21 protein-coding genes and 1 pseudogene are annotated in these 24,096 nt (G+C 69.7%); 5 read left to right on the plus strand and 17 right to left on the minus strand.

The features are described from left to right. Window positions 1-25: 25 nt before the first annotated feature. On the minus strand, window positions 26-2,182 hold the full coding sequence (locus ACZ3TS_RS32820; RefSeq protein WP_467625131.1) for an N-6 DNA methylase: 2,157 nt from the start codon (window positions 2,180-2,182) through the stop codon (window positions 26-28). 280 nt (window positions 2,183-2,462) lie between these two features. Between ACZ3TS_RS32820 and ACZ3TS_RS32825 the strand changes: the two genes are divergently transcribed. The 4 genes and pseudogenes from ACZ3TS_RS32825 to ACZ3TS_RS32840 all read left to right on the plus strand — a co-directional run bounded on the left by ACZ3TS_RS32825 (window position 2,463) and on the right by ACZ3TS_RS32840 (window position 7,395). Further along, window positions 2,463-3,695 (plus strand): ParB N-terminal domain-containing protein, encoded by a 1,233-nt coding sequence (locus tag ACZ3TS_RS32825; protein WP_467625132.1) that lies wholly within the window; start codon window positions 2,463-2,465, stop codon window positions 3,693-3,695. Between the two features lie 252 nt (window positions 3,696-3,947). Next, the gene (locus ACZ3TS_RS32830) at window positions 3,948-4,778 is read left to right on the plus strand and encodes a hypothetical protein (protein WP_467625134.1); all 831 of its coding nucleotides are present in this window, start codon (window positions 3,948-3,950) and stop codon (window positions 4,776-4,778) included. Between the two features lie 928 nt (window positions 4,779-5,706). Then, window positions 5,707-5,817 (plus strand): annotated as a pseudogene (locus ACZ3TS_RS32835) (zinc-ribbon domain-containing protein); the annotation flags it as partial. A 39-nt stretch (window positions 5,818-5,856) separates the two neighbouring features. Further along, the gene (locus tag ACZ3TS_RS32840; RefSeq protein ID WP_467625165.1) at window positions 5,857-7,395 is read left to right on the plus strand and encodes a zinc-ribbon domain-containing protein; all 1,539 of its coding nucleotides are present in this window, start codon (window positions 5,857-5,859) and stop codon (window positions 7,393-7,395) included. A 1,524-nt stretch (window positions 7,396-8,919) separates the two neighbouring features. On the opposite strand, the gene ACZ3TS_RS32845 is transcribed toward ACZ3TS_RS32840, so the two are convergent. From ACZ3TS_RS32845 to ACZ3TS_RS32910, 14 genes are all read right to left on the minus strand, one after another. Beyond that, a complete protein-coding gene (locus ACZ3TS_RS32845; protein WP_467625135.1) occupies window positions 8,920-10,005 on the minus strand; it encodes an integrase core domain-containing protein in 1,086 nt (361 codons plus the stop codon). Between the two features lie 151 nt (window positions 10,006-10,156). Further along, window positions 10,157-10,333: a hypothetical protein gene (locus ACZ3TS_RS32850; RefSeq protein ID WP_467625137.1), complete on the minus strand. Its 177-nt coding sequence runs from the start codon at window positions 10,331-10,333 to the stop codon at window positions 10,157-10,159. After that, window positions 10,330-10,530 (minus strand): hypothetical protein, encoded by a 201-nt coding sequence (locus tag ACZ3TS_RS32855; RefSeq protein ID WP_467625138.1) that lies wholly within the window; start codon window positions 10,528-10,530, stop codon window positions 10,330-10,332. Before ACZ3TS_RS32855 ends, ACZ3TS_RS32850 begins: the two co-directional genes overlap by 4 nt. Before the next feature lie 320 nt (window positions 10,531-10,850). After that, window positions 10,851-12,128 (minus strand): hydantoinase/carbamoylase family amidase, encoded by a 1,278-nt coding sequence (locus tag ACZ3TS_RS32860; RefSeq protein ID WP_467625141.1) that lies wholly within the window; start codon window positions 12,126-12,128, stop codon window positions 10,851-10,853. Window positions 12,129-12,138: 10 nt separating this feature from the next. Then, window positions 12,139-12,555 (minus strand): allophanate hydrolase-related protein, encoded by a 417-nt coding sequence (locus tag ACZ3TS_RS32865; RefSeq protein WP_467625143.1) that lies wholly within the window; start codon window positions 12,553-12,555, stop codon window positions 12,139-12,141. A gap of 182 nt (window positions 12,556-12,737) precedes the next feature. After that, window positions 12,738-13,496, minus strand: coding sequence for a GntR family transcriptional regulator (locus ACZ3TS_RS32870; protein ID WP_467625146.1), 759 nt, complete (start codon window positions 13,494-13,496; stop codon window positions 12,738-12,740). Window positions 13,497-13,501: 5 nt separating this feature from the next. After that, the gene (gene hydA, locus ACZ3TS_RS32875) at window positions 13,502-14,884 is read right to left on the minus strand and encodes a dihydropyrimidinase (protein ID WP_467625148.1); all 1,383 of its coding nucleotides are present in this window, start codon (window positions 14,882-14,884) and stop codon (window positions 13,502-13,504) included. Then, on the minus strand, window positions 14,881-16,425 hold the full coding sequence (locus tag ACZ3TS_RS32880) for an amidohydrolase family protein (RefSeq protein ID WP_467625149.1): 1,545 nt from the start codon (window positions 16,423-16,425) through the stop codon (window positions 14,881-14,883). Before ACZ3TS_RS32880 ends, hydA begins: the two co-directional genes overlap by 4 nt. A gap of 14 nt (window positions 16,426-16,439) precedes the next feature. Further along, window positions 16,440-17,330: a carbon-nitrogen hydrolase family protein gene (locus ACZ3TS_RS32885; RefSeq protein ID WP_467625151.1), complete on the minus strand. Its 891-nt coding sequence runs from the start codon at window positions 17,328-17,330 to the stop codon at window positions 16,440-16,442. Continuing rightward, window positions 17,327-18,130 (minus strand): ABC transporter ATP-binding protein, encoded by an 804-nt coding sequence (locus ACZ3TS_RS32890; protein ID WP_467625153.1) that lies wholly within the window; start codon window positions 18,128-18,130, stop codon window positions 17,327-17,329. Before ACZ3TS_RS32890 ends, ACZ3TS_RS32885 begins: the two co-directional genes overlap by 4 nt. Window positions 18,131-18,134: 4 nt before the next feature. Further along, the gene (locus ACZ3TS_RS32895) at window positions 18,135-19,394 is read right to left on the minus strand and encodes an ABC transporter permease (RefSeq protein ID WP_467625154.1); all 1,260 of its coding nucleotides are present in this window, start codon (window positions 19,392-19,394) and stop codon (window positions 18,135-18,137) included. Next, complete coding sequence (locus tag ACZ3TS_RS32900) at window positions 19,280-20,116, minus strand: ABC transporter substrate-binding protein (RefSeq protein WP_467625156.1); 837 nt, start codon at window positions 20,114-20,116, stop codon at window positions 19,280-19,282. Before ACZ3TS_RS32900 ends, ACZ3TS_RS32895 begins: the two co-directional genes overlap by 115 nt. Next, the gene (locus ACZ3TS_RS32905) at window positions 20,113-21,063 is read right to left on the minus strand and encodes an ABC transporter substrate-binding protein (RefSeq protein ID WP_467625157.1); all 951 of its coding nucleotides are present in this window, start codon (window positions 21,061-21,063) and stop codon (window positions 20,113-20,115) included. Before ACZ3TS_RS32905 ends, ACZ3TS_RS32900 begins: the two co-directional genes overlap by 4 nt. Continuing rightward, window positions 21,060-21,341, minus strand: coding sequence for a hypothetical protein (locus tag ACZ3TS_RS32910; protein ID WP_467625159.1), 282 nt, complete (start codon window positions 21,339-21,341; stop codon window positions 21,060-21,062). Before ACZ3TS_RS32910 ends, ACZ3TS_RS32905 begins: the two co-directional genes overlap by 4 nt. Before the next feature lie 146 nt (window positions 21,342-21,487). Here ACZ3TS_RS32910 and ACZ3TS_RS32915 point away from each other — a divergent pair, with 146 nt between their 5' ends. After that, window positions 21,488-22,915, plus strand: a complete 1,428-nt coding sequence (locus tag ACZ3TS_RS32915; protein WP_467625166.1) for an IS1182 family transposase — start codon at window positions 21,488-21,490, stop codon at window positions 22,913-22,915. Between the two features lie 146 nt (window positions 22,916-23,061). On the opposite strand, the gene ACZ3TS_RS32920 is transcribed toward ACZ3TS_RS32915, so the two are convergent. Continuing rightward, the gene (locus tag ACZ3TS_RS32920) at window positions 23,062-23,355 is read right to left on the minus strand and encodes a hypothetical protein (RefSeq protein ID WP_467625161.1); all 294 of its coding nucleotides are present in this window, start codon (window positions 23,353-23,355) and stop codon (window positions 23,062-23,064) included. Window positions 23,356-23,518: 163 nt separating this feature from the next. Next, complete coding sequence (locus tag ACZ3TS_RS32925; RefSeq protein WP_467625163.1) at window positions 23,519-23,728, minus strand: hypothetical protein; 210 nt, start codon at window positions 23,726-23,728, stop codon at window positions 23,519-23,521. Window positions 23,729-24,096: the final 368 nt, after the last annotated feature.

Raw genomic sequence — 24,096 nt, forward strand, 5'->3', positions numbered from 1 at the left:
CTCCTGTCGCGCGCTGATCGTCACGTCACGTCCCGCGCGGCAACAACTGGCCGCCCGTGAGTCCGCCCGACAGCAGCCGTGCCGTCTCCTCCGCCAGCCGCGTCGCCCGCTGCGCCTCCGCCCGGAGCGCGTGCACGTGCCGGAACGCCTCCCCGTACCGCCGCTGCTCCTCCAGCGGCAGCAGGGGCACGCGCAGCCGGCCCGGGCTGACCGTCAGCGCCGTACTGCCCGTCGACGCGCCCGCGATGTTCTCCTCCGCGCCCAGAAACCCGGCGAGGAACCAGGCGTCCAGGCGTGCCGGGTCCGGCCGGAAGAGGTGGACCTGAGGGCCGGGCAGTGCGCCGGCGTCCTCCTCGCCCGCGACCCGGGCCATGGGGCCGTCCGTGCTCGCGACCCCTCGTACGAGGACGTCCCCGACAGCGATCACGGGTGCCGTGTCGTCGTGCAGCCCCATCGGCTCTCCTGTAGGACCTGACCCGGTCGCGATGTCCGAGCCGGTGAGCACCGCCCGCGTCTCGGGCCTCCCGTCCCCGCCGCTCGCGGCTTGCGCCTTGCCGCGCAAGCTGTCGGGCAGGGTGCGCAGCAGGGTGAGCGCTCCACCGCGCGACAGGTCGGATGCCGTAGCCGTCCGCCACTCGCGGGCCGAGGCGCCCGCCGCGCTCCAGCCCTCCTGACCCGCCGTCCGCGCGAGGGACTTCGCGGCCTCGGCGAGGCTCCGGCGTGTGGCGTCGGCCTCCACCGACAGCTCCGCCGGGTCGACCTCGGCCCGTGACGCCCGTACGAGCCGCGCCGGGGTCAGATCCACCACGTCGTCCAGCAGGTCCACCACGCCGGCCGCGTGTGCGACACCGGGTTCGCCCTCATACGCGTCCGGGCTCTCCGTGAACGCCCGCCACGCACCCAGGGCACGTGCCGTGATCCCCGCCCAGTCCGGTGAGGCGGACCGGCTCGCGCCCCGCGTGCGGGCGGTCACCGCCGTCCCACCGCGCCCGGCCGCCGTCGCCACGTCCGCCGCCGTGTCCACGAACAGCACCGACTTGCGCTCCGGACCGCCCGGCTCGGGCCGTTGCAGCAGCCAGATCTGCAGGCCGACGTGCAGCGGCACCGCCGCGCCGACCGGCAGCGCGATCACCGCGCGCAGCGCCCCGCCGCGTACCAGCTCCGCCCGAACGCGACGGCCCGACGCGCGGCCCGCCATTGCGGGCGGCAGCAGCAGGGCCGCGTAGCCGCCGGGCGTCAGGTGGGCGAGCGCGTGCTGTACCCAGGCCAGCTCCGACTCGGCGCGGGGCGGCACGCCGTACGCCCAGCGCGGGTCGTACACGAGCTCGTCGTGACCCCAGTCCCGGACGCCGAACGGCGGGTTGCACAGCACCGCGTCGGCGACCAGGCCGGGGAAGGCGTCCGCGCGGAGGCTGTCGGCGGCGTGCACGGTGACCGTGGCCTCCGGGGCCGTCAGCATCAGGCTCACGGCGCTGCGCCGGGCCTGCACGGGAAGCGTGTCCTGGCCGTACAGCTCGCGTGCGCCCCGGCGGGCGGCGGCCGCCAGGAGGGTGCCGCTGCCGCAGGCCGGGTCGAGGACGCGGGCCGGGGTTCCGGGGATCAGGCGGGCGAGCAGGTCCGCGAGCGGCGCGGGGGTCTGGTACGCGCCGGACGCGGCGCTGTCCTCCAGTTCCCGCTCCGCCAGCACGCCCAGCGCGGCCTGACCGCCCTCGTCGCGTACGCACGCGTATAGCGCGCGCAGCACCGCCGCGTCGCCCGTCTCGAATCGGACCGTCTCCGCGGCCGGCACGGCGTCAGCCGTGGACGCCGCGTCGCGCTGTGCGCGGGCGGCGAGGTCGGCGTCCGGCAACTGCGTGGCGGCCGTCAGCTCTTCCGGCGCGCGGTCCGCCGCCGCGAGAACGAGGAGCAGGAGATCCGACGTACCGCCGCCCTCATGAGCGTGCAGGCGGAGGGTCGTCCGCAGTTCCTCCGACGGGGTTGCCGCCGAGGCGTGACCGCGCGAGGCGAGCCAGGCACGCACGGACTCCAGGTCGTACAGCGGACTGCTCTCCGTGCCGCCGGACGGCCCGGGGAAGTCCTCGTGCCGGCGGCGCCAGTTGCTGACCGTGGCGCGCGTGACCCCCGCGATACGGGAGATCTCGGCGGCGGTCACCTGGGCGGACGGTGCGGGTGGCTGCGACATGGATGTGGTCCTGGGTCCGATGGTCAGTGTGGTCACACCCTACAGCACGAGTCAACTCTAGGAGTCCGTTGGACAGTGCTTTCACTGCCATGCTTTCATGTAATCGCTTCCGACGGTGAGCGACGCTCCCCGGCGTGAAGCGTGAGTTCCTTGCCACAGCCACGTCTTTGAGTGCCCAGCCCCTTGGCCTGCTCCAACGCCTCTCGGCGGGGCGCCGGGGGACGTGCGGCGCCTCGGGGCCAGGCGACGGCCGATCGACCACCACCCAGGGGGGACACCCATGCGCCTGACCATGCCGAGCGGCACCCCGGAGGGAATCCCGCTTACCGTCATGCCGTTCCGCGAGGACGCGGTCATCGGAACCATGTCGCTTGCGACGCTCGTACGTCTCGTGCCGTCACCGCGTCAGGAGGAGGACCCGCGGGCCCTCAAGGCCGCGTCCGGGCACGACCGGCGGCACGCCGAGTTGCGCGCGACCGTGCAGCGGACGCTGAAGTCCCAGAAGGGCAAGAACATCCCGGCCTACGCCGAGTACATCGCCGCCGGCATCCTCGGCAAGCACGGCTCCGCCTGGTCCACGCCCCCGATCACGCTCTGGCACGCGGGCGAGATCGCCGCGATGAGCGACGAGCTGGTCCCCGACTCGGGCCTGCGGACGCTGACCGTCGCCCCGGACGCCATGGTGATCGCCATCGATGGCGAGACCCAGACCACCGCCTGGCACGACATCTACCAGGACCCGGAATCCTTCGGCCTCACCTACACCGAGCTCAGCCTGCGGGTCCGTATCCCCTTCGAGCTCTACCTCGGGATCTCCCCGGCAGACGCGCGGCAGATCTTCTACGACCGCAACGTCAAGGGCATCGACGTCGCCAAGAAGCTGGCCATGTCCATGGACCAGCGCGACCTCGCCACCCGCCTCGCCTACATCGTCGGCGAGAAGCTCGAGGTCGAGTCGAACGGTCAGCGGATGCCGTTCGGCAAGCTGGTCAACGCCGGCAAGCGGCAGCTCACCAGGACCGACAAGGAGGTCGTGACCCTGTCCGCGCTGCGGACGCTGATCGTCACCACCGTCTTCGGCGGCAAGGGTGTGCAGTACTCGGCGGCCAACGTGCACGCGGACGACCTGCCGTCCAACACCGACGCCGACGAGGTGGAGACGGTCGTCGTCCGTCTGGTGTCCCGGCTGATCGGGGGCCGCTTCCCGGACTTCGCCCGGCGCAGCGCCATCACCGCCCCGGCCGTGATGGCGGGCCTCGGAGTCCTGCTGCACCGCGCCACCCCCTGGTGCGCCCCCGGCGACGCCATGAACTACGAGACGGTCGAGCACCTGCTCGCCCAGGTCCGTTGGGAGCGTGAACCCGTCTACTGGGACGGCGTCTGCGCGAGCGTCGGCTCCACCGGCCGGCTCAACTTCAGTGGCGGCGTGAAGGACTCCGCCGGCCGCGTCGCGGGCGCGCTCCTCGACCCGAACAGCGGGTTGGGCCAGAAGATCCGGGGGGTGCGGAGCTGAACAGACCTGCGGCGCCGGTTCATTGACGCCCAGACCTTCTCAGCCGACGCCCCGCGCGGGACGAGGTCCCACCTGCGGGCACGACCCACGGTTTCCGTCCCCGCGTATCCGTGGGCGTTCAGGCTGCGATGCCGGGCCCGGGGCCGGCTCGGTCCGACCGGGGCGGGGCGGCTCCGCCTCCGTCAGTGCGCGCCCTCTCTTCGCGTCGTCCGTCAGTCCCCTTCTCTCCACATGCATCCAAGGAATGGCATCATGAGCTACTCGAACATCCCCGGCACGCAGTCCTCCACGTCCCCTTCGTCCCGGTACGCCGTCCGCGCCGCAGCCGCGGGCAGCCCGCAGCACCGGAGACCGGCCGGGCAGGCCCTGGCTTCGGACGTGTCGATGGTGCCGCAGACGTCCCCCGTCTCCGACCCGTCGTCGGCCGGGAGGAAGCCGTCGCGGCGCGGACTGCGGCCCACCCCCGGTGCCGCGGTGCTCCTCGCGCTGACCGCGGCGCCCCTGGCCCGTTCGCGCAAGACCGTCCTCGCCGTGGCCGGGGCAGCCGTGGGCTGCTTCCTGTGCGCCTGCTCCGGCATCGGCGGCACCCAGACCGACACGGCGACGCCGGCGGCCACCGTCAGCGCCTCGCGGGACACCCAGAGCGCCGAGGACGGGCAGAACTCCCAGGACGACTCCGGCGGTGACACCTTCACCGTCGCGCTGGACAAGACCGCCACGTGGAACAACGGTGTCAAGGCGCACCTGAGCGGCTTCGGTCGGGGCACCTCTGGCGAGTACGCCAGCCCGTCCGGCAAGGCCTACCTGTCCTTCTCCGTCACCCTGCAGAACGGCTCCAAGTCCTCGATCGACCTGAGCATGGTCAGCCTGTCCTGCCCGGACGGAGCCGACGAGATCTTCGACACGGACGCCGGCTTCAGCGGCAATCCGGACACGCACGTGCTGCCGGGCAAGTCGGGGACCTGGAAGGCGGCCTGCGTGTTCCCCAAGACGGCCAGGAGCGCCCAGATCGAGATCATGCCGATGGACACCTCCGGCTCCGGCTGGTACCGAACGGCCATCTTCACCGGCCAGGTGCAGTAGCCCGGACCGCCGGCGGGGCCCCGCTGGGTGCCCTCGTCGTCTCCGCAGCGGCGACTCACCCCTTCGCCGACATCGGCTGCACGCCGATGCCCCGCCCACGGGCCCGCCCCCACCCACGCCCGATCGCCCACCCTGTGCGGCCCCGACCACACCACCACCCGCGACCTGGAAGGCCACCGTGACGAACACCGAGCGCACAGAGCTGATCCGTCGCTTCGCCGACGACTTCACCGCCCTGCAGGAGGCCGTCCTCGCACGCATGAACGGGATGTGCGCTCCGGAGACCGCCGCGGCCTTGGAACACGCTTCGCTCGCCGGTCCCATCACTGTCGCTCTCGCCCATGCCTACGTCCTCGCTCGCGGAGCAGTCCGGCGCGCGGAGCTCTCGGCGCAGCCCCCCGAGCGGCTGCGCCGGCTGCGAGCACACGCGCGCGCGGTGCGACGGGCCCGGTCGCAGGCGGAGGCCGTGTACAAGGAGCAGGGTGCCCGCCGCTCCGGCCATGCGAACGGCAGCAGCCGCAGGGTGGGCGGGCGACACCAGCTCGGTCCTCCGATTGGCCGTGCCCGCATCCGCGCGCCTCGGATTGAGCGCCTGGTCTCGGCCAGTTCTTCGGGGATTCGCGAGGGGGGAGCGGGATCCGTTGCGGGTGCGGGGAACGCCTCGGCCAGCAGTCGCGGTACTCCCCGTAGCGGCATGACGGAAGTGGTCGGGGCGGGAGTAGTCATGGAGCCATCTTGAACGTCCCGGTGCGAAGTGGTTGCGCCGTCCGCGCTGACGGCTGGCCACAGTTGCGGGTGCGGTCGTTGTCAGTGGGTTGCGCCATGCTGCCTTCCTCACAGTCGGAGGGGGCACAGGGTGGATGAGACGGTGGCGGACTGTCCGGAGCTTGCGGCGCAGCGGGCCGAGGAGGCAGGGCCGGCGCATCTCGTGTCGTTGCGGCGGCGGGGCAAGGTGGCGTGGGTGTGCCCGCGGGGTGCGGATCACCGGTGGGAGGCGTCTCCGTACAACCGGGGCATGCTGGGCCATGGTTGTCCGTATTGTGCTGGGAAGCGGCCGAGCGCTGGCCGGAACCTTGCCGTGCTGCACCCCGCGGTCGCAGCGGAGCTCGACGCCACGCTCAATGATGGGCTGCGAGCCGAGGAGTTGCTGCCGGGCAGCCACGCGCAAGTGTGGTGGCGCTGCGCTACCAATCCCGAGCACGTGTGGCAGGCGCCAGTGCACACCCGTACCAAGACCAAGCCGCGGCCAGCGGGCTGTCCGTGGTGTTCGGGCAATCGACTCGATCCCCTGTTGCGTTCGCTCGCGGTGACGCACCCGGGGGTGGCGGCCGAGTTGGATGTCGACCGCAATCAGGGCCTTGATCCTGGGCAGGTCTCTTACGGTTCCAAGCGTGTGGTGTGGTGGCGCTGCCCAGCCGGCCCGGACCATCGGTGGCAGGCAGCCGTCTGTGCTCGGACCAGCGCATCGAATCCGACCGGCTGCCCTTGCTGTTCCGGGTACCAGTTGTCGGTCACCAACAGTCTGGCCGCGCGTCACCCCGAGCTCGCCGCCGAGCTTGATCCGGCGCTCAATGATGGGCTGAGTCCCGAGCATGTCCTTGCTGGAACCCGCCGGGTCGTCACCTGGCGCTGTCCGGAGGGTCCCGATCACATTTGGGATTCCCCTGTGGTCCACCGCACGGCCACAGGCGATGGCTGCCCCTTCTGCGCCGGCCGACGGGCGTCGGTCACCAATCGACTGTCCCTGTATCCCGCCGTTGCCGCCCAGTTCGACCTGGGACGCAATGCGCCACTGACCCCCGACAGGATCTCCGGACGGTCAACATCGAAGGTTTGGTGGGCGTGCCCCCAAGGGCCCGATCACCGGTGGCAGGCCACGCCGTCTGCCCGCACGGCTGCTGGAAGTGGTTGCCACTACTGCGCCGGTCATCTTGTCTCGGTCACCAACGCGCTCGCGACCCGCGCCCCCGATGTCTCCGCCGAACTCGACCCGAGTCTCAACGACGGCCTCACGCCATGGCAGGTCACCGCGTCAAGCACCCGCAACATCACGTGGCGCTGCCGTCAAAACCCCCTGCACACCTGGACCACCTGCGTCTCAGCCCGGACCGGTCCAATGCGCTCCGGCTGCCCCCACTGCAGACTATCTCGCGTGTCTCGCCGGCAACTCGCGCTCGGCTTCGAACTCCAGGCCCTGCTCCCGGACACTGAGCCAGCGGGCGCCAAGCTGACTGCGGGTGGAAGGCGTTGGGAGGCCGACATTCTCATTCCCGCGCACTGTGTCGTCGTCGAGTTCGATGGCCGCTACTGGCACGCCCGACCCGGTGCCGCGGATCGCGATAGGCGCAAGTCTGAAGCCATTCGCGGTGCGGGGTACACGCTTATCCGGGTCCGTGAGGAGCCGCTGCCCGTGCTCCATCCTCACGATGTGAGTGTGCCGGCCGGTGATACGAAAGCGGCGGTCGTCGCGGTCCTGAACCGCATCGTCGAGATCACCGGCTGGCCCATTCCGGCGGCTGACGCCTATGCGGCGACCCCGGGCCTCCTCGCGGAAGCAGCCTTTCACGCCCACGTGGATGCCGCCTTGCGAGACGACAGCGCAGACACGCTGTGGTAGGGGCCGGGGATACGTGAGGACGCCCGCCCCTATGGGAGAGGGCGCTCCGTATCCGGGGGGCGCTCGCCCTGCTGCGGCGTTGGTCCCGATGGGCGCGGCGTGTGTGCGGGAGAGTCCAGACGAGACCCTCACGGGCAACCATCTCTCCCGTGGACTTGGCGCGACCTTGTGCAGGCAGACCAGTGACTCGGTTCCCAGGGAGCCATACCAGTCTCGTACTCGGCGGCGGAGCCCGCGCTCGTTGCCGAGCTTCTTGGCTGACCCCGCCATCCACCCGACCGGCTGTTCGTCGACCGGGGCTACGACGATGACATGTACCGCCGCCTGCTACGCGCGCGCAGGATCCGCAGTCGGCGCCACACCGTGTGGGGCTCGGAATGTCGTCACTGCAGGTCAAGCCGCCTAGCGGTATTCGGTGATGACTCCACCGAGGAGCCGTGTGCGCAGGAGTCTGCGGGTGTCGAGGTCGTGTATGGCAGTCGCTGTCAACGCTCTCTGAAAGTTGACCCCTAACCAGAACCCAAAGACTGCCTGGGGGTCAGCTTTCACGAAGCGTCAACAGGCGGCTGCGGTGAACGTCGGGTGGTAGTTGATTCCGGGCTCGGTGGGGCCGGTGCTCGTTGTAGTGCCGCTGGTAGGTGGACAAGACCTGCTGGGCGTGGACTCGTTCATGATGTGGCCGAGGGCCTCGCGTCGGATGCTGCCGATCACTCGCTCGCGGTTGGCGGTCATCCGGGGAGCTGGTGGAGCGCTTTTTAGGATCTACATCTTCTCGACTTCGAAGACGGCGTCGAAGGACGAACCCTACTTGCCGTCGCGGTCGCGAAGCTCCCAGGTCAGGGGGGCGCAGGTCGCGGGATCACCGCGACGCTCAGTCATGCATGTGCATACTGCCGGGGAGTGATCTTGTGTCCGGCGGGATGTTCGTGAGCATTTAGGCGCGCTGTGCCTGGTCAGGGGATTTCGTGAACGACCCACTCCTTATAACGATACGCAAGCGAGGGCCTCGACCTAACGGTCGCGGTCCTTGTTGCGTTGTCGTATGTGATCGTGATGCCCAGGGCGTCGTAGAGGGGCTCCTTCCTGTCAGCGTCGGCGGCTTGGATACGTTGAGCGATGTCTCCGAGTCTCTCAGTAATCTCCCGGATATGATCGGCGGTGAGGGGTGGTACCTTCTTCCGGGTGACGCTGGGCAGTGCGTCGAGCTTCTTCTGTGCCGCTTCCCTGTCTCGTTGTGCGTCGTTGATCCACTGGGTGACGACGGCTGGGTCGGCTCCGGAGTCGAGGGCGGCCTGATAGCGGACAAGACGCCGCTCGCATTCCTTGATCGCTTGGCGGGCTCGGGCCTGCTCGGGTGTTTGGGGCTGCGCGGTGCTTGCCGCAATGCTGGCCTGGCTGAGTGCGGTGATCGTGGCGGTGAGCCGCTTGGGGGCGAAGGCGCGGGCGATCCATGCATCCAGCGCCCGGCAGACGATGTCTTCGCGTAGGTTGATGGTGTGGGGCTCGGAAAGTCATCGTCGCAGGTCAAGCGGCGTACCGGTACTCGTTGATGGCGCCGCCGAGGATGCGGGTGCGCAGGAGTCTGTGGCTGTCGAGGTCGTGGACGGTGGCGGGCTGCCCGGAGGCGTGAGGGGGTATCTGGTCTCGGGCCCGGTGAGGTCGATGCGCGTTGTAGTGCCGTTCGAAGTCGGCGAGGACTTGCCAGGCGTGGGCCTCGTTCATGAGCAGGACGTGGTCGAGGGCCTCGCGGCGGACGGTGCCGATCACCCGCTCGCAGTGTGCGTTCATCCGTGGCGCCCGTGGCGCGCTGAGCAGCACGTCCATGTCCTCGGCTTCGAAGACGGCGTCGAAGGACGGGTCGTATTTGGCGTCGCGGTCGCGCAGCGCGAAGCGCAGGGACTCCATGCGCGTGTCGAGTTGGGCGGAGAGATTGCGGGCCTGTTGCGTCGCCCAGGCCCGAGTGGGGTGGGCGGTGACGCCGGTGATGTGCAATCTGCGGGTGCCGTGTTCCAGGAACGCCATGGCGTATAGGCGCTTTCCGAGCATGGTGTCCACGTGGAAGAAGTCGGCTGCGATGATCCCTTGGGCTTGGGCGGTCAGGAACTCGCGCCAGCTGGGGCCGGAGCGGCGTGGCGGCGGGTCGATGCCCGCGGCGTTCAGGATCCCCCAGACCGTGGACGGTGCGATCGGGTGCCCCAGCCGGGCAAGCTCGCCCTGGATCCTACGATGTCCCCACCGGGGATTTTCGCCGGCCAAGCGCAGCACCAGCTTCCTGAGCGCGGCCGCAGTCGGGGGTCGGCCCTTGCGGCTGCGGCGGGCGGAGTAGTCCCACTTCTTGGCGATCAGCTTGCGGTGCCAGGCCAGCAGGGTGGCGGGTGTGACGGGGAAGACATCGGCCCAGCGGTGGCGCGGTATCAGCGAGGACAGCGCGGAAAGCCAGAACCGGTCGGCCCACTCGTAGCGGGCCGGGACCTTGAGCTGACGGCGCAGGACTGAGTTCTCATGCCTCAGCACCAACAACTCGGCGTCCCTGGCGGTGTCTCGGCGCAGCAGGACAGCCGGTAGGGACAGCATCGTGCGAGCAGCGCGGTACAACAGCGACACGAACATCGGGACAGCGTCTCAGTCACCACCGACGACCATGTACACCGCTGCTCATCTGCAGCGATGACTTTATGAGCCCCACAGGGTGCCGATAATTACGTCCGCGCAGGTCAGCGGCCTTATGACCTTCCGCTGAGCGGATGGGATCTGAACATGTTCAACACGTATCGATTGCGCGCTTGAACGCGTTCAATTTGGCCTCGGTGCAGCGCCCGGTTGAGCTGTCCGTCAGTGCGCTGACCTGTGCGGATGATTTATCGGCACCCGCACCGCCAGCTCCAGCGACCTGCGCGTCAGCAGATAGATCCATGACCACCGCATGGATCTCGATCATGCCCCGGTCCACCACCGTCCCGCAGCGAAACGTCCTGATCGGGGGCCCGAATCCACGTTTTCATGCGGGACACGTTGAAGGACGAGTAGTTGGTGGCTGGGCGTCAGAATCTCGATGTCCTTCTCGCGGTCGCTCATCGGCAGCAGGCGCAGTGCGAAGGTGTTGGTGGCGGCGAGGTAGGCCAGGCGCAGCTGCACGAGAGATCATGATGCCGTTCGCACTGGGCCACGGGAAGACAATGGAGTCGGCGGTAACGCCGTAGATCGACGATCAAGGTTGTGACCTGGGCGGATGATTTAACGGCACCCACAGTGCCGCTCAAGGGTGAGGACGACTGGAGCAGATCTGCGTTCGCCTGAGGCCCTCGACGCGAACGCGGCCAACTTCCAGCGCTGGCTGAGTGAGGGCGCCGGTGATGTCGGCAGCCAAACCCGCGCCATCCTGGCGCGACTGCCCCTTCGCGTCCGAGGGAGGGTGGGCGCCGCCGGTGCCCACCCTCCCTCGCCATTCGCGCGGATCACGCCGGTCCGGCGTTTCCGGGCGCCGGAGCGCTCCGGTCGGCACGGATCAGAGCCCGCAACAGGGTGTCGGCTCCCAGGACGAGGTCGTCGGGCCGGCTGGCCTCATCAGGAGAGTGACTCACGCCGCCGATACTCGGGATGAAGATCATCATCGTCGGCGCAAGCCGCGCCATGATCTGGGCGTCGTGCCCGGCGCCGCTGTGCAGGCTATGCGGCCTCACGCCGAGTTCGCGAGACGCCGCCGCCAGGCATCCCGCCAGCCAGGGGTCGGTCGGTACCGCGGCGACGACCGGGCCGGGGCGCACCTCGACGGTCGTGCCGGTCAGCCGGGCGACACCGCGGGCGGCGTCCGCCAGGCGTTCGATGGCGGCGGTGATCCGGTGCTGTTCGGTGTCCCTGACGTCGATGCCGAGAACCGCCCGGCCCGGGACGATGTTGCGTACACCGGGTCCGGTCCGTACGACGCCGGTGGTGGCCCTTTGCACATGACCGGCCTCGGCCAGGGACCGGACGGCGAGGACGAGGTGGGCGGCGGCGACGGCGGCGTCGTGCCGTGCCTCCATGGGGGTGGTGCCCGCGTGGTTGGCCTGGCCGTTGATGGTGATGTCGGCCTTGGCCTGCCCGGTGAACGCGGTGACGACCCCGATTTTCCGGCCGAGGTTTTCCAGTACTGGCCCCTGCTCGATGTGCAGTTCGAGGAACGCGGCGATGTCGGCCGCGTCCCAGGCCGCTTCGGCGAGACGGTCGGGATCGCCGCCACCTGCCGTGATCCGGGCCGCGAGCGTCACTCCCTCGTCGTCCGCCGTGGCGAGGTCCGCGGCGGTGAGCAGCCCTGCGACCGCTTTGGACCCGGTCATTCCGGGAGTTCCCCGGGCGCCTTCTTCGTTGCTGAAGGCCGCGACGACCAGGTCGTGGTCGAGGCGGAGGCCGGCGGAACGCAGTGCGTCCGCCGCTTCGATGGCGGCCAGGACACCGTAGGCGCCGTCCAGGGGCCCCGCTTCCATGACGGTGTCCAGGTGACTGCCCGTGACGAGCGCCGCCCGGTGGCCGCCGGAGCCGGGCAACCGGCCGAACAGGTTGCCCGCCTGGTCGGTCCGGACGGCCAGCCCCGCCTCGGTCAGCCAACCGGCGACCACGTCACGTGCCTCGGCATCCTGCGGGGAGTAGGCCGGGCGCGTCACCCCGCCGTGCCTGCCGTCCGTGATGGCGGCGAGCTGCCGGATGCGTTCCAGCAGCCGTTCGCCCTCGATCCGGACGCCGGACGGGGCGGTCACGCTTGCGCGCTCAGCGGCCGAGGAGGTCACCGGCACGCTCGTTCGCTGCCAGGTGAGCCTGGTAGGCCCGCCATCCGCCGAGGTCGGCGATGTCGACGACCTTGTCGGGGGCGGCGATCCGCTCCGGCTGGAGGATCATCGCGTGCACGGTGGAACCGTCCTCGAGCTGGATCGTGCCGAGTTCGAGTTCCTCGGGCTCCTGGGGCAGCAGCTCGTCGAAGAGCATCTCGTCGGGCATCTCGTACAGTTCACCGTCGATCGACAGCCCGCCGGCATCGACGGGCAGCAGGCCGGGGAAGGAATCGCGCACCGCGAAGAAGCGGTAGCCGGCGGCGGTACGGGCTGGACCGAGGAACGTGGCGCCGATGACGGCTCCGTGATCCTTCTGGCCCGACATGGCCGTGCCGTTGAGGAACATGCGTCTCATGGGAAGCACCTTTCGTGAGAGGGCGGGGCAGGCCGCGGTGGCCCAGGGCCGTTGGCGCGCATGCGTCATGGCGCGCCCGCCCCGTGGACCGGAGTGGCGGGAAAGTGACGATGGTGTCGGGGGGGTCCGGGACTGGCCGTGTGCCGGAAGTCCCGCCGCGGGCGCGACTTCCGGCACACGGTCTAAGCGGTCGCCTCGGGGTCGGCCGCTGCTTGCCGGGCGTCCGCCTTGCTGCGCTGTACGTGGGCTTCGGCGGCGGCGACCGCACGTGCGGTGTCACCGCTGGCCAGTTCCGTCAGCAGCAGTTCGTGCTGGTGGGCGGGGGGCTGGGTGTGCGCGGGCTGCCGGTAGCTCAGGTCGGAGGCGATCTCCAGGTACTGCAGCAGGTGGTTGTCCAGGAAGCCGGCGAACCGGTCCCCGAACGCGATGCGGTACACGGCGGTGTGGAAGGCCAGGTGCGCCTGGCTGAACGCGAGGGACGCCGGGCCGTGCGTGGTGGCGGCCTGGTCCATCGCGGTGATCAGGTCCCTGGACTCCTGCCACTGTTTCGGTTTGGCCCGTTCGCAGGCCAACCGGGCTGCGAGCGCGTCGAGTTCGGCTCGAACCAGGAACAGGCTCTCGACGTCCTCGGGATCGAGGGGGCGGGACCACAGACCTCCGCCGGCCCCGCGCTCGGCGAACCCGTCGCTCTGCAGGCGGTACAGCGCGCTGCGCACCGGGGTCCGGCTGACGCCCAGTCGTGCGGCCAGCTCGGTCTCCAGCAGGCGGGTTCCCGGGGGGATGTTGCCGGTGGCCAGGGCCTTGCGGAGTCTGCGGTAGACGTGGTCATAGGTGTGCATCCGCCGGATCTCGGCCGGCAGGGCTTCCACCTCGCTGAGGCCGGATTCGCTCGGCCTGCTGTCCATGGTCGGGTCAACCTTCTGGGTTCGGGGATCGGACATGGCGCTCAAACCTGCCCACTCGCCTGGCGGGAAATATATCTGCCGGTGCCGGGGGTGCCCACGAACAGCCCGTTCTCCACGACCGGCACTCCGGCGGCGATGACGGTGCGGACGGCGCCGGTCAACTTCCAACCCTCGTAGAGGCTGTAGTCGACGTTCATGTGGTGCGTCGCCGCGCTGATCGTGGTCTGGGCAGCGGGGTCGAAGACGACCAGGTCGGCATCGGAACCCACCGCGATCGTACCCTTGCGCGGGTACAGGCCGAACAGGCGGGCCGGCGCCGCGGCGAACACCTCGACCATCCTGCGCAGCGACAGATTCCCGGCCTCGACTCCGGAGTACAGCAGGGCCAGCCGGTGCTCGATACCGGGCCCTCCGTTGGGGATCTTCGAGAAGTCGCCACGGCCGAGGGTCTTCTGTCCGTTCAGGCAGAACGGGCAGTGGTCGGTGGAGACCACCTGCACGTCGTCGCCGCGCAGGCCGCGCCACAGGGCTTCGTGATGGCGGGCGTCCCGCAGCGGTGGGGTGAGCACGTACTTGGCGGTCTCGAAGCTCTCGTCGTCGTAGACGCCGGAGTCCAGGAACAGATAGTGAGGGCAGGTCTCGGCGAACACCGGGCGACCCCGGTCCCGGGCGGCGGTGACCTCGGCCAGCGCCTCGGTGCACGACAGGTGCACGAAGTACACCGGTGCGTCCGCCATCTCGGCGACGGCGATGGCGCGGTGGGTGGCCTCGGCCTCGGCGAGTTCGGGTCGCGTGCGGCCGTGCCAGGACGGTCCGGCGCGTCCCTCGGCCAGGGCGCGGCGCACCAGAACGTCGATGACCGGTCCGTTCTCCGCATGGACGCACACGAGCGATCCCACCTGACCTGCCCGCTCCAGGACCTGGAACAAGACGGCGTCATCGACCATGAGCTCGCCCGGATAGGCCATGAACAGCTTGACACTGGTGACGCCCTCGTCGGCGAGTTCGTCGATCTGCCCGAGGGAGCCCTCGTCGAGCTGAGTGATCACGATGTGCTGGCCGTAGTCGATGACTGCCTTGCCCTCGGCGGCGGCCACACCCTCTTCGATGGCCGCGCGCAGGTGCTGACCTGGCCGTTGCTGCGCGAAGTTGACGACCGTGGTGGTGCCGCCGAAGGCGGCGGCGATGGTGCCGGACTCGTAGTCATCGGCGGTCGTGGTGTGGCTGCCCAGGCGGGAGGCCAGATGGGTGTGCGGGTCGACGCCGCCGGGGAGCAGGTAACAGCCCGAGGCGTCGATGACCTTGTCGGCGTCGGCCGGTAGTGACGCGCCGATGGTGGTCACCCTGCCGCCCTCGACCAGTACGTCGGCGACGTAGTCGTCGGCCGCTGTGACCACCCGTGCGCCGGTGATCAGGAGGCTCATGCCCCGCCCTCCCCTGCCGCCGGGCCGCCGAGCCATGTCCGCTCGTCGCCGCTCCAGCGGTTGATGCCCAAGGGCTCGGCGCAGCAGCGCTGGTAGATCTGCGCGACGTAGGGCTCGAAGACCTGGTTGGCCTGCTCGACAGCGGCGAAGCGCTCCATGTACTCGCCGGCCAGCTCCTGCAGTTCGGCCAGCACCGCCTCTTCGTCGATCAGCAGGCAGCGGCCGTCGCGTACGACTACGTCACCGTTGACCCACACCTCGCGGATCGAGTCGCCGTTCTCGACGTAGACCAACTGCGAGGGGACGTCGTTGAGCGGCGTGAAGTTGACCGAGCGCAGGTCGAACATGACGAAGTCCGCCTTGCGGCCCTGCTCGATGGCCCCGACCTCGTTGGTCAGGCGGGCCGAGCGGGCGCCGCCCCGGGTGGCCGCCCACAGCACCTCCTCGGCGGTGGGCCAGGTCCGGTAGTCGGGGTGGCTGACCTTGTGCAGCAGGGCGGCGGACTTGACCACGTCCAGCATGCGGGCGCTGTCGTTGGTGGACAGTCCGTCGCTGCCCAGGCCGATGTTGACGCCGGCGTCCAGCAGGGCACGCCAGGGCGCGATACCGGATCCGAGTTTCAGGTTGGAGAGGGGATTGTGCGCGACCGATGCGCCGCTCTCGCCGAGGCGGGCGATGTCGTCGTCGGTGAGCCAGATGCCGTGTGCCAGGGTGGCGCGGTCGCTGAGCACCCCGAGCCGGTCCAGGTGGGCGACCAGGGTGGAGCCGTAGAACTCCCTTCCGGTCACGGCCTGGATCTTGGTTTCCAGTACATGGATGTGGAGCGTGGTGTCGTGCTGCTTGGACAGTTCGTCGGCGGCGACGAGCAGGTCGTCGGTGCAGCGCTGCGGCCCGCTGGGCGCGATCACGTACCGCAGTCGTCCAGCGCGGCCGTCGTAGCGGGCCAGCGCCTCCTTGCTGAACTGCAGGTATTCGTCGGTGGTTCGCGGTGTCGTCGCCCGGGCCGCGGCCAGCAGGTCGGGTGGGAGCATCTCGTCGACGAAGGGGAGCGTGTCGATGTAACGGCGGTTGACGATGTTTCCGGAGCAGTTGGCGCGGATGCCGATGTCCTCGTAGCCGCGGAAGACCGCGTCGAGCGCGTCCATGCTCTGTGTCGGCATTTCGATCACGTCGTCGAGCAGGCAGGTGGTGCCACTGCGCAGGGACTCCATACCGACCAGCAGGGTACGCAGATACACCAACCGTTCCGGCATCGGCTCCAGGCCCAGGATCGGGTAAGCGAGCAGCATCCACAGTTCCAGCGGCAGGTTGTCGTAGCGTCCCTTGAACAGCGCCTCCCACGAGTGCACATGGGCGTTGACCAGGCCCGGCATCAGCAGCCGGTCGGTGGCGTCGACGACGGTGGCGCCGTCGGGCACTGGAAGGTCCTTTCCCACCCCGCTGAAGCGGTCGTTCTCGACCAGCACGTCGGCGCGGAAGGGCTTGGCACGGTGTGTGTCGTCCATCGCGACCACAAGTGCGTTGCGGAAGAGGGTTGTCACGAACAGGCCTTCCGTCAGGAGAGCGGGCCGGGGGGCCCGGGGAACAGATCGGTGCGGCGGTGCTCGAAATAGCGCAGCCGCTCACGGGTATGGGCCAGCAGATCAAGGTCGAGGTCGGCGATCACCAGCCCGGGACCCTCGTCGCCGCGCCGGTGGGCCAGCAGCTCCCCGTCAGGGCCGACGACGGCGGACTCTCCGAAGTTGTCCACCGCCTTGCCGGCGACCCGTTCGGTACCGACCTTGTTGGCAGCCACCGCGAACAGGCCGTTCTCCCGGGCGTGCGTGCACAGTTCGCCCAGGAAGAAGGTGCTGCTGTCCCCGCCGCTGCCGGCCACCGGCACGGCCACGAGATCCGCGCCCAGCGAGCGGGCCTCGCGCCAGCACTCGGGGAAGCGGCGGTCGTAGCAGATCAAGGTGGACAGCCGCAGCGAGTCCAGGTCGTGCACGCCCAGCCAGTCACCCGGAGTGAAGTGCGCCGGTTCGTCGAACCCCGGCGGGGGGTCGTCGCCAACGGGCAGATGCAGTTTGCGGGCGACATGGTGGGCCTTGCCCCCGCGGTCGACGGCCGGGACGATCCGGCCCTTGTGCAGAACCACGGCAGAGTTGTGCCGGGTGCCGGTGGACGGGTCGTACTCGAACAGCGGGAGGACCACGCTGATCCCCAGGGATGCGCCGAGGACCCCGATCTCGTCCGTCAGCGGACCCGGCACCGGCTGCGCCCAGTGGTCGTACGCCCCGGCCGGCTCGGCGGCGAAGTACGGCACGGTCGCCAGCTCGGGCAGCACCACCACCGTTGCACCAGGGAGAGCCGCGTCGTGCAGCGCGGCGCGGACGGCAGCCAGGTTCGCCGCAGAGTCCTCGACGCAGGCGGGCAGCTGGGCCGCGGCGATCCGCACCGTACTCATGACGCCGCCTGTTCCTGCTGGGCGAAGGCCCGGTCCACCTCATCGGCGAGCAAGTCGAAGAGGCGGTCGTGCAGCTGGTGGTACTCCGGCGAGCGCGGGTCCCGGGGACGGTCCAACTCCACGGGGATCACCGCCTTGATCCTTCCCGGGCGGGCGGTGAACACCACGACCCGGTCGGCGAGCGACACCGCCTCATCGATGCTGTGCGTGACAAACAGCACCGACGCGCCGCTGTCCCGCCACACCTGTCCGATGAAGTCCTGCAGTTTGGCGCGCGTCTGCACGTCGAGGGCCGCGAACGGCTCGTCCATCAGCAGGACCTTCGGCTTCATCGCCAGCGCGCGTGCGATCGCCGCTCGCTGCCGCATGCCGCCGGAGAGCTCGTCGGGGTGCTTGTCGAGTACGTCGCCGAGCCCCATGGTGCGCAGCAATTCCTGCGCCACCCGATGGCGTTCGGCGCGAGACCGGCCGCGAAGTTTCAGGCCGAACCCGACGTTCTCCGCCACCGACAGCCATGGATACAGCGACGACTGCTGGAAGATCATGCAGCGGTCCGGTCCCGGTTCGCCGACCGGTTCCCCGTCGGCTTCGATCGAGCCGGCGGTGGCCTGCTCCAGGCCCGCGATCAGCGACAGCATGGTGGACTTGCCACAACCGCTGGGACCGAGCATCACCACGAACTCGCCGGGAGCCACATCCAGATCGATCCCGTCCAGGGCCACGGTCTCCTGGCCGGTGCCCTCGGCCCAGACCTTGCGTACCGAACGGCAGCGCACCGCGCCACTATTGTGCCGTGTCACCGCGTCACCTTCCCTGACCGGCTGGCGCCCACCACAGCAGCCGCTTCTGCAACTGGCGGAAGAGCGCGTCCATTACGTACCCGGTGGCCCCGATCAGGGCCATGGTGAAGAACACAAGGCTGGCGTTGAAGGTGTTGCGGGACAGCACCACGACCTGGCCCAGGCCGCTGCCCACACCCACCGCCTCGGCGATGAGCACCACCATCCACGCGGCGAACAGATTCATCCGCAGCGTGCGCAGCAGACCGGGCAGGACCGACGGCAGCACCACCTGGAAGAGCAACTGCTTGCGGGTGGCGCCCAGCGTGCGCGCCACATCGAGGTAGGTCCCGCTCACCGATTCGATCTCGCTGATGGTCGCGAGCGTCATGACGAAGTAGACACCGACGAACACCATGAAGACGGCCGGTCCGTTGCCGATGCCGAACAGAAAGATCGCAACCGGGAGCCAGGCCACCGGTGAGATCGGCGCCAGCAGCGTCAGCATGGGGACCGAAAGCCGGTTGAAGACCTTGAACCGGGTGACCAGGATGCCGGTCGCCAGGCTCGCCACGAACCCGATCGCCAGCCCCGACAGTACCCGGGCGACGGTGGCCAGCACCGTGCTGCCCACCGCCACCAGCGGCGCCGCCTGTGCCTGGCCGATGGTGTCCGACTGGAAGAACTTGGCCTGGGCGGAGAAGTGGCGCAGGAAGATGTGCGGCGGCGGGAGGAGCAGTTCCGGCGCCCATCCCACGGCCCAGGCCAGCTCCCACAGGCCGGCGAACAGCCCGACGGACGCAACCCACCAGGCGGCGGATACGGCGCGGCGGCGCAACAGGGCGGGCATCTGTCGTACGGGTGCCGCCGGTGTCGCGGCCGGTTCGGCCGGTGCGGACGCACTGACCACAGCGCTTTCGGCCGACGGCGTCATGCGGTCTTCCGCTGCAGCGAGTTGTACAGGCCGGGGTTCTCCTTGACGACCTGCTCCAGCAGGGTCCAGTCGAAGATCGTCAGGAAGCTTCTTCAGATAGCCGAGCTCCACCATGTTCTTGGCCCGGTCCAGCATGAACTGCGCCTTGTCGCGCTGGTCGGTGACGTTGGGCTGCTTGGTGGAGGCGAGCAGCACGTCGGCCAGGCTCGCCTTGAAGTACGTACCGGTGGTGGCCTTCACCGCGCCCTCACGATCCTTTTCGGTCTGCTGCTGCCCGGTGAAAAGACCCTTGATGACGGCCTTGACCGCATCCGGGTTCTCCTGGAGCAGCGTGTTGCGCACCGCCAGCACACAGTCGGTGTAGCCGGTGCCGTAGACATCGGTGCCGTCGGAGAGCTTGACGGAGCCGGCGCGCCCCTTGAGGGCTGGGTCGCGTAGGGCTCGATGTGGCAGATGACGTCGATCGAGCCGCTGGTGAAGGCCTGAGCGAGCTCCGGCGACGTGCCGAAGTAGCGCACCTTGACGTCCTTGAAGGACATCCCGGCCTTCTTCAGGTAGTCGTACGGCAGCATTTCCAGCGTGTCGGCCTGGAAGGTGCCCAGCGTCTTGCCGCGCATGTCCTGCGCGCTCTTGATGCCGGGCTGGGCCGCGATCACACAGCCCTGGACACCGCCTCCCGCGACGATCGTCACCGGAGCGCCGGCGTCGTGCAGCGTCATGAACTGGGTATACGGGATGAGGGACATGTCGACCTGACCCGCGCCGAAGAGGGTGACGATGTCGGCGTTCGTCGGCGTCACCACGAACTGCACGTCGACGTCGGGCTTGGCCAGCCCGCGCTCCTTGAGCAGGAACATGCTCAGGTTGCACAGACCGGTGCCGTGCGTCGCCTTGAGGGTGAGCCTGCCGCCGGCAGCGCTGCCCGCGCTCGCCGTGGAGCCGGACTGGGCATTGCCGCATGCCGTGAGCAGCCAGGACGGTACGGCCAGGGCGGCGCCGGCGGCCGCGGTGCGGCGGAAGAGCTGTCTGCGGTCCACGGAACTCCGGGCTATGGAGGGGCGGTTGTCGGTCATGACTTCTCCTTGACAGGGGTGGCCCGGGGCGGGGCGGGGACGGTCAGGGGAGCGGGGGAGGCAGGCGCGGCCCCGATCTCGGCGTCGAGCAGGTCCAGGGCGATGGCGCCCGTGGGCGTCTCGGCGTCGCGGGGTACCAGGTCGAGGGATCGCAGGCTGTCCCACCGGCCGAGGACGGCCGGGCGCAGCGGCCGGATATCCACCCAGGCGGGTTGCAGACGGGCGGCTTCGGTCAGTTCCTCGACGCCGAAGCCGGGATAGAAGGGGAGCGCGTGCTTCAGCGCGTCCACCGGATGGGCGGCGATGAACCGCTCCGCCCTGAGCATGGCGCGCAGCGCCGAGCTCACCTGGTCGGGGCGTTCGCGCAGGAACCTGGCGGAAGCGACCAGGACCGTGTCGGGGAAGGGGTCGCCCCACAGTTCGGTGCCGTAGGACAGGGTCCGCGCGCCTTCGCCGCGCAGCCGGTTGGCGTACGGCTCGGCCAGGGTCAGGGCGGTCAGTTCGCCTGACCGCCATGCGTCGATGGCCTCGTCCAGGACGTCGAAATAGCGCACTGCCACGTCCTGCATGTCCAGTCCGGCGGCGGCCAGCACGTCGTGCAGCAGGACCTCCATCGGGTCGGAACGGAAGGTGCCGACGGGCTGCCCGGCCAGCGAGGCGACCGCGTCGACTTGTGGCTGAGCCAGCACCGAGACACCCATCAGGCCGCTGCCGCCGACAAGGACGGGCGGGTCGTCGCGGAAGGCGTCGATGAGCGGTTGCGTGAAGGCCGCGGTGCCCAGGTCCGCCACTCCGGTGGCCAGCAACTCCGCGGTGGAGGTGATGTCGTTGAAATACGGGGCGCGGACCTCCAGGCCCTCGTCGGCGAACATCCCCTCTCCCACCGCGACGAACAGCGGCAGGTTCGACAGGGAACAGCCGTGGGTCAGTACCAGCGGCCCGCTCATGCGACGCAGCTCCTGTCGTGCGCGGGGTGCGCTGCGCTCAGCAGCGGCACGGAAGGAACCCCGTGTGCCACGACCCGCCAACCGGCCGGCACGTCCGGCGCGTCCAGGCCTCCGGTGAGCACGGCCACGGTGCTGACCACCAGTCGGTCGTCGTGGTCGGCCATCAGGAAGGCCGCCGCGTCGTCGAAAGTGAGGGCCAGCACGGCGTCATGTCCCAAGTCCGCGCTGGCGGCCACCTTGACGTCGAGGCCGGGCATCGCGATCCATCCGCCGACCATTTCGGCTAGGAGCGTGTCTCGGTAATCGGCGACCCGCGTGCAGCTCGTGATCTTTCGTGCGGGATGATCCTGGTATGCGTGATGGGGATGGGCTGTTCGAGGTCGAGCCGGTCGAGCCGAAGCGGCAGCAGGCACGTGCGGCGGCGGTGGACAAGCGGTTCCGGGCGTTCGACCCGCACCAGGTCCTGCTGCTGCCGCCGTCGCTGGACGACTGGCTGCCCGAGGACCACCTGGCCCGGTTCGTCGCGGACCTGGTCGATCAGACGCTCGACCTGTCGCCGATCCTGGACGACTACACCGAAAAGCGCGGCTACCCGCCCTATGACCCCAGGCTGATGGTGCGCCTGCTGATCTACGGCTACACCACCGGCGTGCGCTCCTCCCGAGCGATCCAGCGCCGTTGCGTCGACGATGTCGCCTTCCGGTTCCTGGCCGCCAGCCAGGCCCCCGACTTCCGCTCGATCGCCCGCTTCCGCCGCCGCCACCTCGATGCGCTCGCCGACCTGTTCCTGCAGTCCCTGCACCTCGCGCAGAAGCTCGGCATGGTCAAGATGGGCCGCGTCGCACTGGACGGCACGAAGCTGGAAGCAAGCGCCTCCAAGCACAAGGCGATGAGCTACGGGCGCCTGGTCGACAAGGAGGAACGCATCGAGGCCGAGATCGCCGAACTGGAGGCGAAGGCCGCCGCCCTGCTGGCCGACGCGGAGGCGACCGACGCCGCCGAGGACGAGCGGTTCGGCCCCGATGGCAAGGAGGTCGACCTGCCCGCCGAGCTGGACCGCCGCGAAAAGCGCCTGGCCAAGCTGCAGGCCGCCCGCGCCCAGATCGAGGCCGAGGCCGCCGCCAAGGCCCGCCGCCACGCCGAGGACAAGGAGCGCCGTCGCCAGGAACGCACCGGCAGCAGCGACGAACAGGCCATCACCGACGCCGGGAACAAGGCCGCCGACACCGCCCGCCCCAAGCCGAAGGCGCAGGCCAACTTCACCGACCCCGACTCGCGGATCATGAAGAACAGCGACGGCGCCTACATCCAGGCCTACAACGCCCAAGCCGTCGTGGACGAGAAACACCAGGTCATCACCGCCGCCGACGTGACGACCAACCCCTGTGACGCACTGACCTACACCACCATGCTCGACCAGTCCGCCCAGAACACCAGCATCCACCCGGGGCAGGCACTCGTCGATGCCGGCTACTGCTCCGAGACCAACCTCGAAGCCGCCAGCGAGCGCCAACTGGCCTGCGGAACCGACACGTTCATGGCCACCGGCCGACTCGCCCACGACGAGCAGATCCCGCCCGCACCCCGCGGACGCATCCCCAAGGACGCCACACTGAAGGAGCGCATGGCCCGCAAGCTGCGGACCAAGCCCGGCAAAGCCGCCTACAGCCGCCGAAAAGCCATTGTCGAACCCGTCTTCGGTCAGATCATGACCTGCCAGAACGGCCGACAGCTCCTCCTGCGTGGCGAGGACGGGGCGCGAGGCGAGTGGCGACTGCTGGCCGCCTGCCACAACCTCCGCAAGATCTTCCGACACGCCGGGACCGCGGGACTCGTCACCGCAACCGGCTGACCCCGAGCCTCCCGGCCCGGTCACCGGGCCCCGCCAGGCCGACCCCCGCCAGGCCGACCCCCGACCGACAGGACCCCCGACTGTCGCCCGGCAGGCGCCAGCACAGCGGCCGCGACCGACCCCCATCAATGACGGCACCGCCCTGCTTACCCGTTACCGGGACACGCTCCTAGTGCGGTGGTGGCCATCGCGCTGCCCGCGGTCAACCCTGCCAGCGCCGGGGCCACGGCCTCAGGCAGTGACGGGTCGTCGGGCGCGACCGCCACCAGAGCGACGGACGCCGAGCCGCAGCAGCGCGAGGAGGTGTCGCCGACGTCGATACGCAGGCGCAGGCCCACGACTTCGGGGAGCGCGGCGACATCGACGTCCGCGGCCAGCCCGGCCCGTTCTAGGGCGGTGAACCCCCCGGTGGCTTGAGATGTGTACTGGATACATCGCATGGAGACGATGAGACGGTCGGATGATTGCTGGCTGATTTCCGACCTGTCGGTTGTCTGTTAAACATTCGGGGCGGCGACACCCTCGCGCCTCAAGTCCTTGATGTTGCGGGCAGATGGCGACTGCGTACCTGCATCGTTTCGCCGCGCGTAGATGCACGGACCGTCACTCCCTTGGGGGCTGGAGGAAGCCGGCTTCGGCCTGTGCCGTGCGCGGGTGACGGGCAATCAAGCCACGTGCGACATCGTCATCGGCGACGGGCCTGATCACCTCCGGGGCGCGGGTGTCCTGCACAGCGAGGTCGGCGAGGACGGCCACGGTGCCCCTGCCGCGCTCCCCGGGTGAGGCGGCCGCCCAGGACGTCAGGGCCCCCATGCGGGCCTTCGCCGGGGGCGACGGAAGGGGGAGTCTCACGCACGCAGGCGGCAACACCCGTTCTAAGCCTTGATCCACCGACGTGGTCTGAAATGGATCTTCTGACGGGTTTTTGAGCGGGTTCCGGGTCGGTGTCTGTGCCTGGGCAGGTGGTATCTGCTGGTCTGCCCAGCTTTTCCAGGGTTCGGTTCCGGTCGGGCCCTGGCGGGCGGGGTGGGCAGGGGCTGTCAGCCGGGTTCGGGCGGGGCGTGGGCGGTGTCGAAGAGGTGTGTCCAGGCGTGCTGCCAGCGCCAGTTGTGCGGTAGGTGCAGGGTGAGGCGCCGGGCGGAGCGGGCGATCCGGGCGGGGACGTGGATCAGGTGGGCGCG

Source organism: Streptomyces sp. NPDC022910 (genome assembly GCF_055561075.1).

Coding starts and splice junctions, on each gene's coding strand:
- ACZ3TS_RS32820 (WP_467625131.1), bottom strand. CDS start 2,182: ATGTCGCAGCCACCCGCACCGTCCGCCCAGGTGACCGCCGCCGAGATC.
- ACZ3TS_RS32825 (WP_467625132.1), top strand. CDS start 2,463: ATGCGCCTGACCATGCCGAGCGGCACCCCGGAGGGAATCCCGCTTACC.
- ACZ3TS_RS32830 (WP_467625134.1), top strand. CDS start 3,948: ATGAGCTACTCGAACATCCCCGGCACGCAGTCCTCCACGTCCCCTTCG.
- ACZ3TS_RS32845 (WP_467625135.1), bottom strand. CDS start 10,005: ATGTTCGTGTCGCTGTTGTACCGCGCTGCTCGCACGATGCTGTCCCTA.
- ACZ3TS_RS32850 (WP_467625137.1), bottom strand. CDS start 10,333: ATGATCGAGATCCATGCGGTGGTCATGGATCTATCTGCTGACGCGCAG.
- ACZ3TS_RS32865 (WP_467625143.1), bottom strand. CDS start 12,555: ATGAGACGCATGTTCCTCAACGGCACGGCCATGTCGGGCCAGAAGGAT.
- ACZ3TS_RS32870 (WP_467625146.1), bottom strand. CDS start 13,496: ATGTCCGATCCCCGAACCCAGAAGGTTGACCCGACCATGGACAGCAGG.
- hydA (WP_467625148.1), bottom strand. CDS start 14,884: ATGAGCCTCCTGATCACCGGCGCACGGGTGGTCACAGCGGCCGACGAC.
- ACZ3TS_RS32885 (WP_467625151.1), bottom strand. CDS start 17,330: ATGAGTACGGTGCGGATCGCCGCGGCCCAGCTGCCCGCCTGCGTCGAG.
- ACZ3TS_RS32900 (WP_467625156.1), bottom strand. CDS start 20,116: ATGACCGACAACCGCCCCTCCATAGCCCGGAGTTCCGTGGACCGCAGA.
- ACZ3TS_RS32905 (WP_467625157.1), bottom strand. CDS start 21,063: ATGAGCGGGCCGCTGGTACTGACCCACGGCTGTTCCCTGTCGAACCTG.
- ACZ3TS_RS32910 (WP_467625159.1), bottom strand. CDS start 21,341: ATGGTCGGCGGATGGATCGCGATGCCCGGCCTCGACGTCAAGGTGGCC.
- ACZ3TS_RS32920 (WP_467625161.1), bottom strand. CDS start 23,355: ATGCGATGTATCCAGTACACATCTCAAGCCACCGGGGGGTTCACCGCC.
- ACZ3TS_RS32925 (WP_467625163.1), bottom strand. CDS start 23,728: ATGGGGGCCCTGACGTCCTGGGCGGCCGCCTCACCCGGGGAGCGCGGC.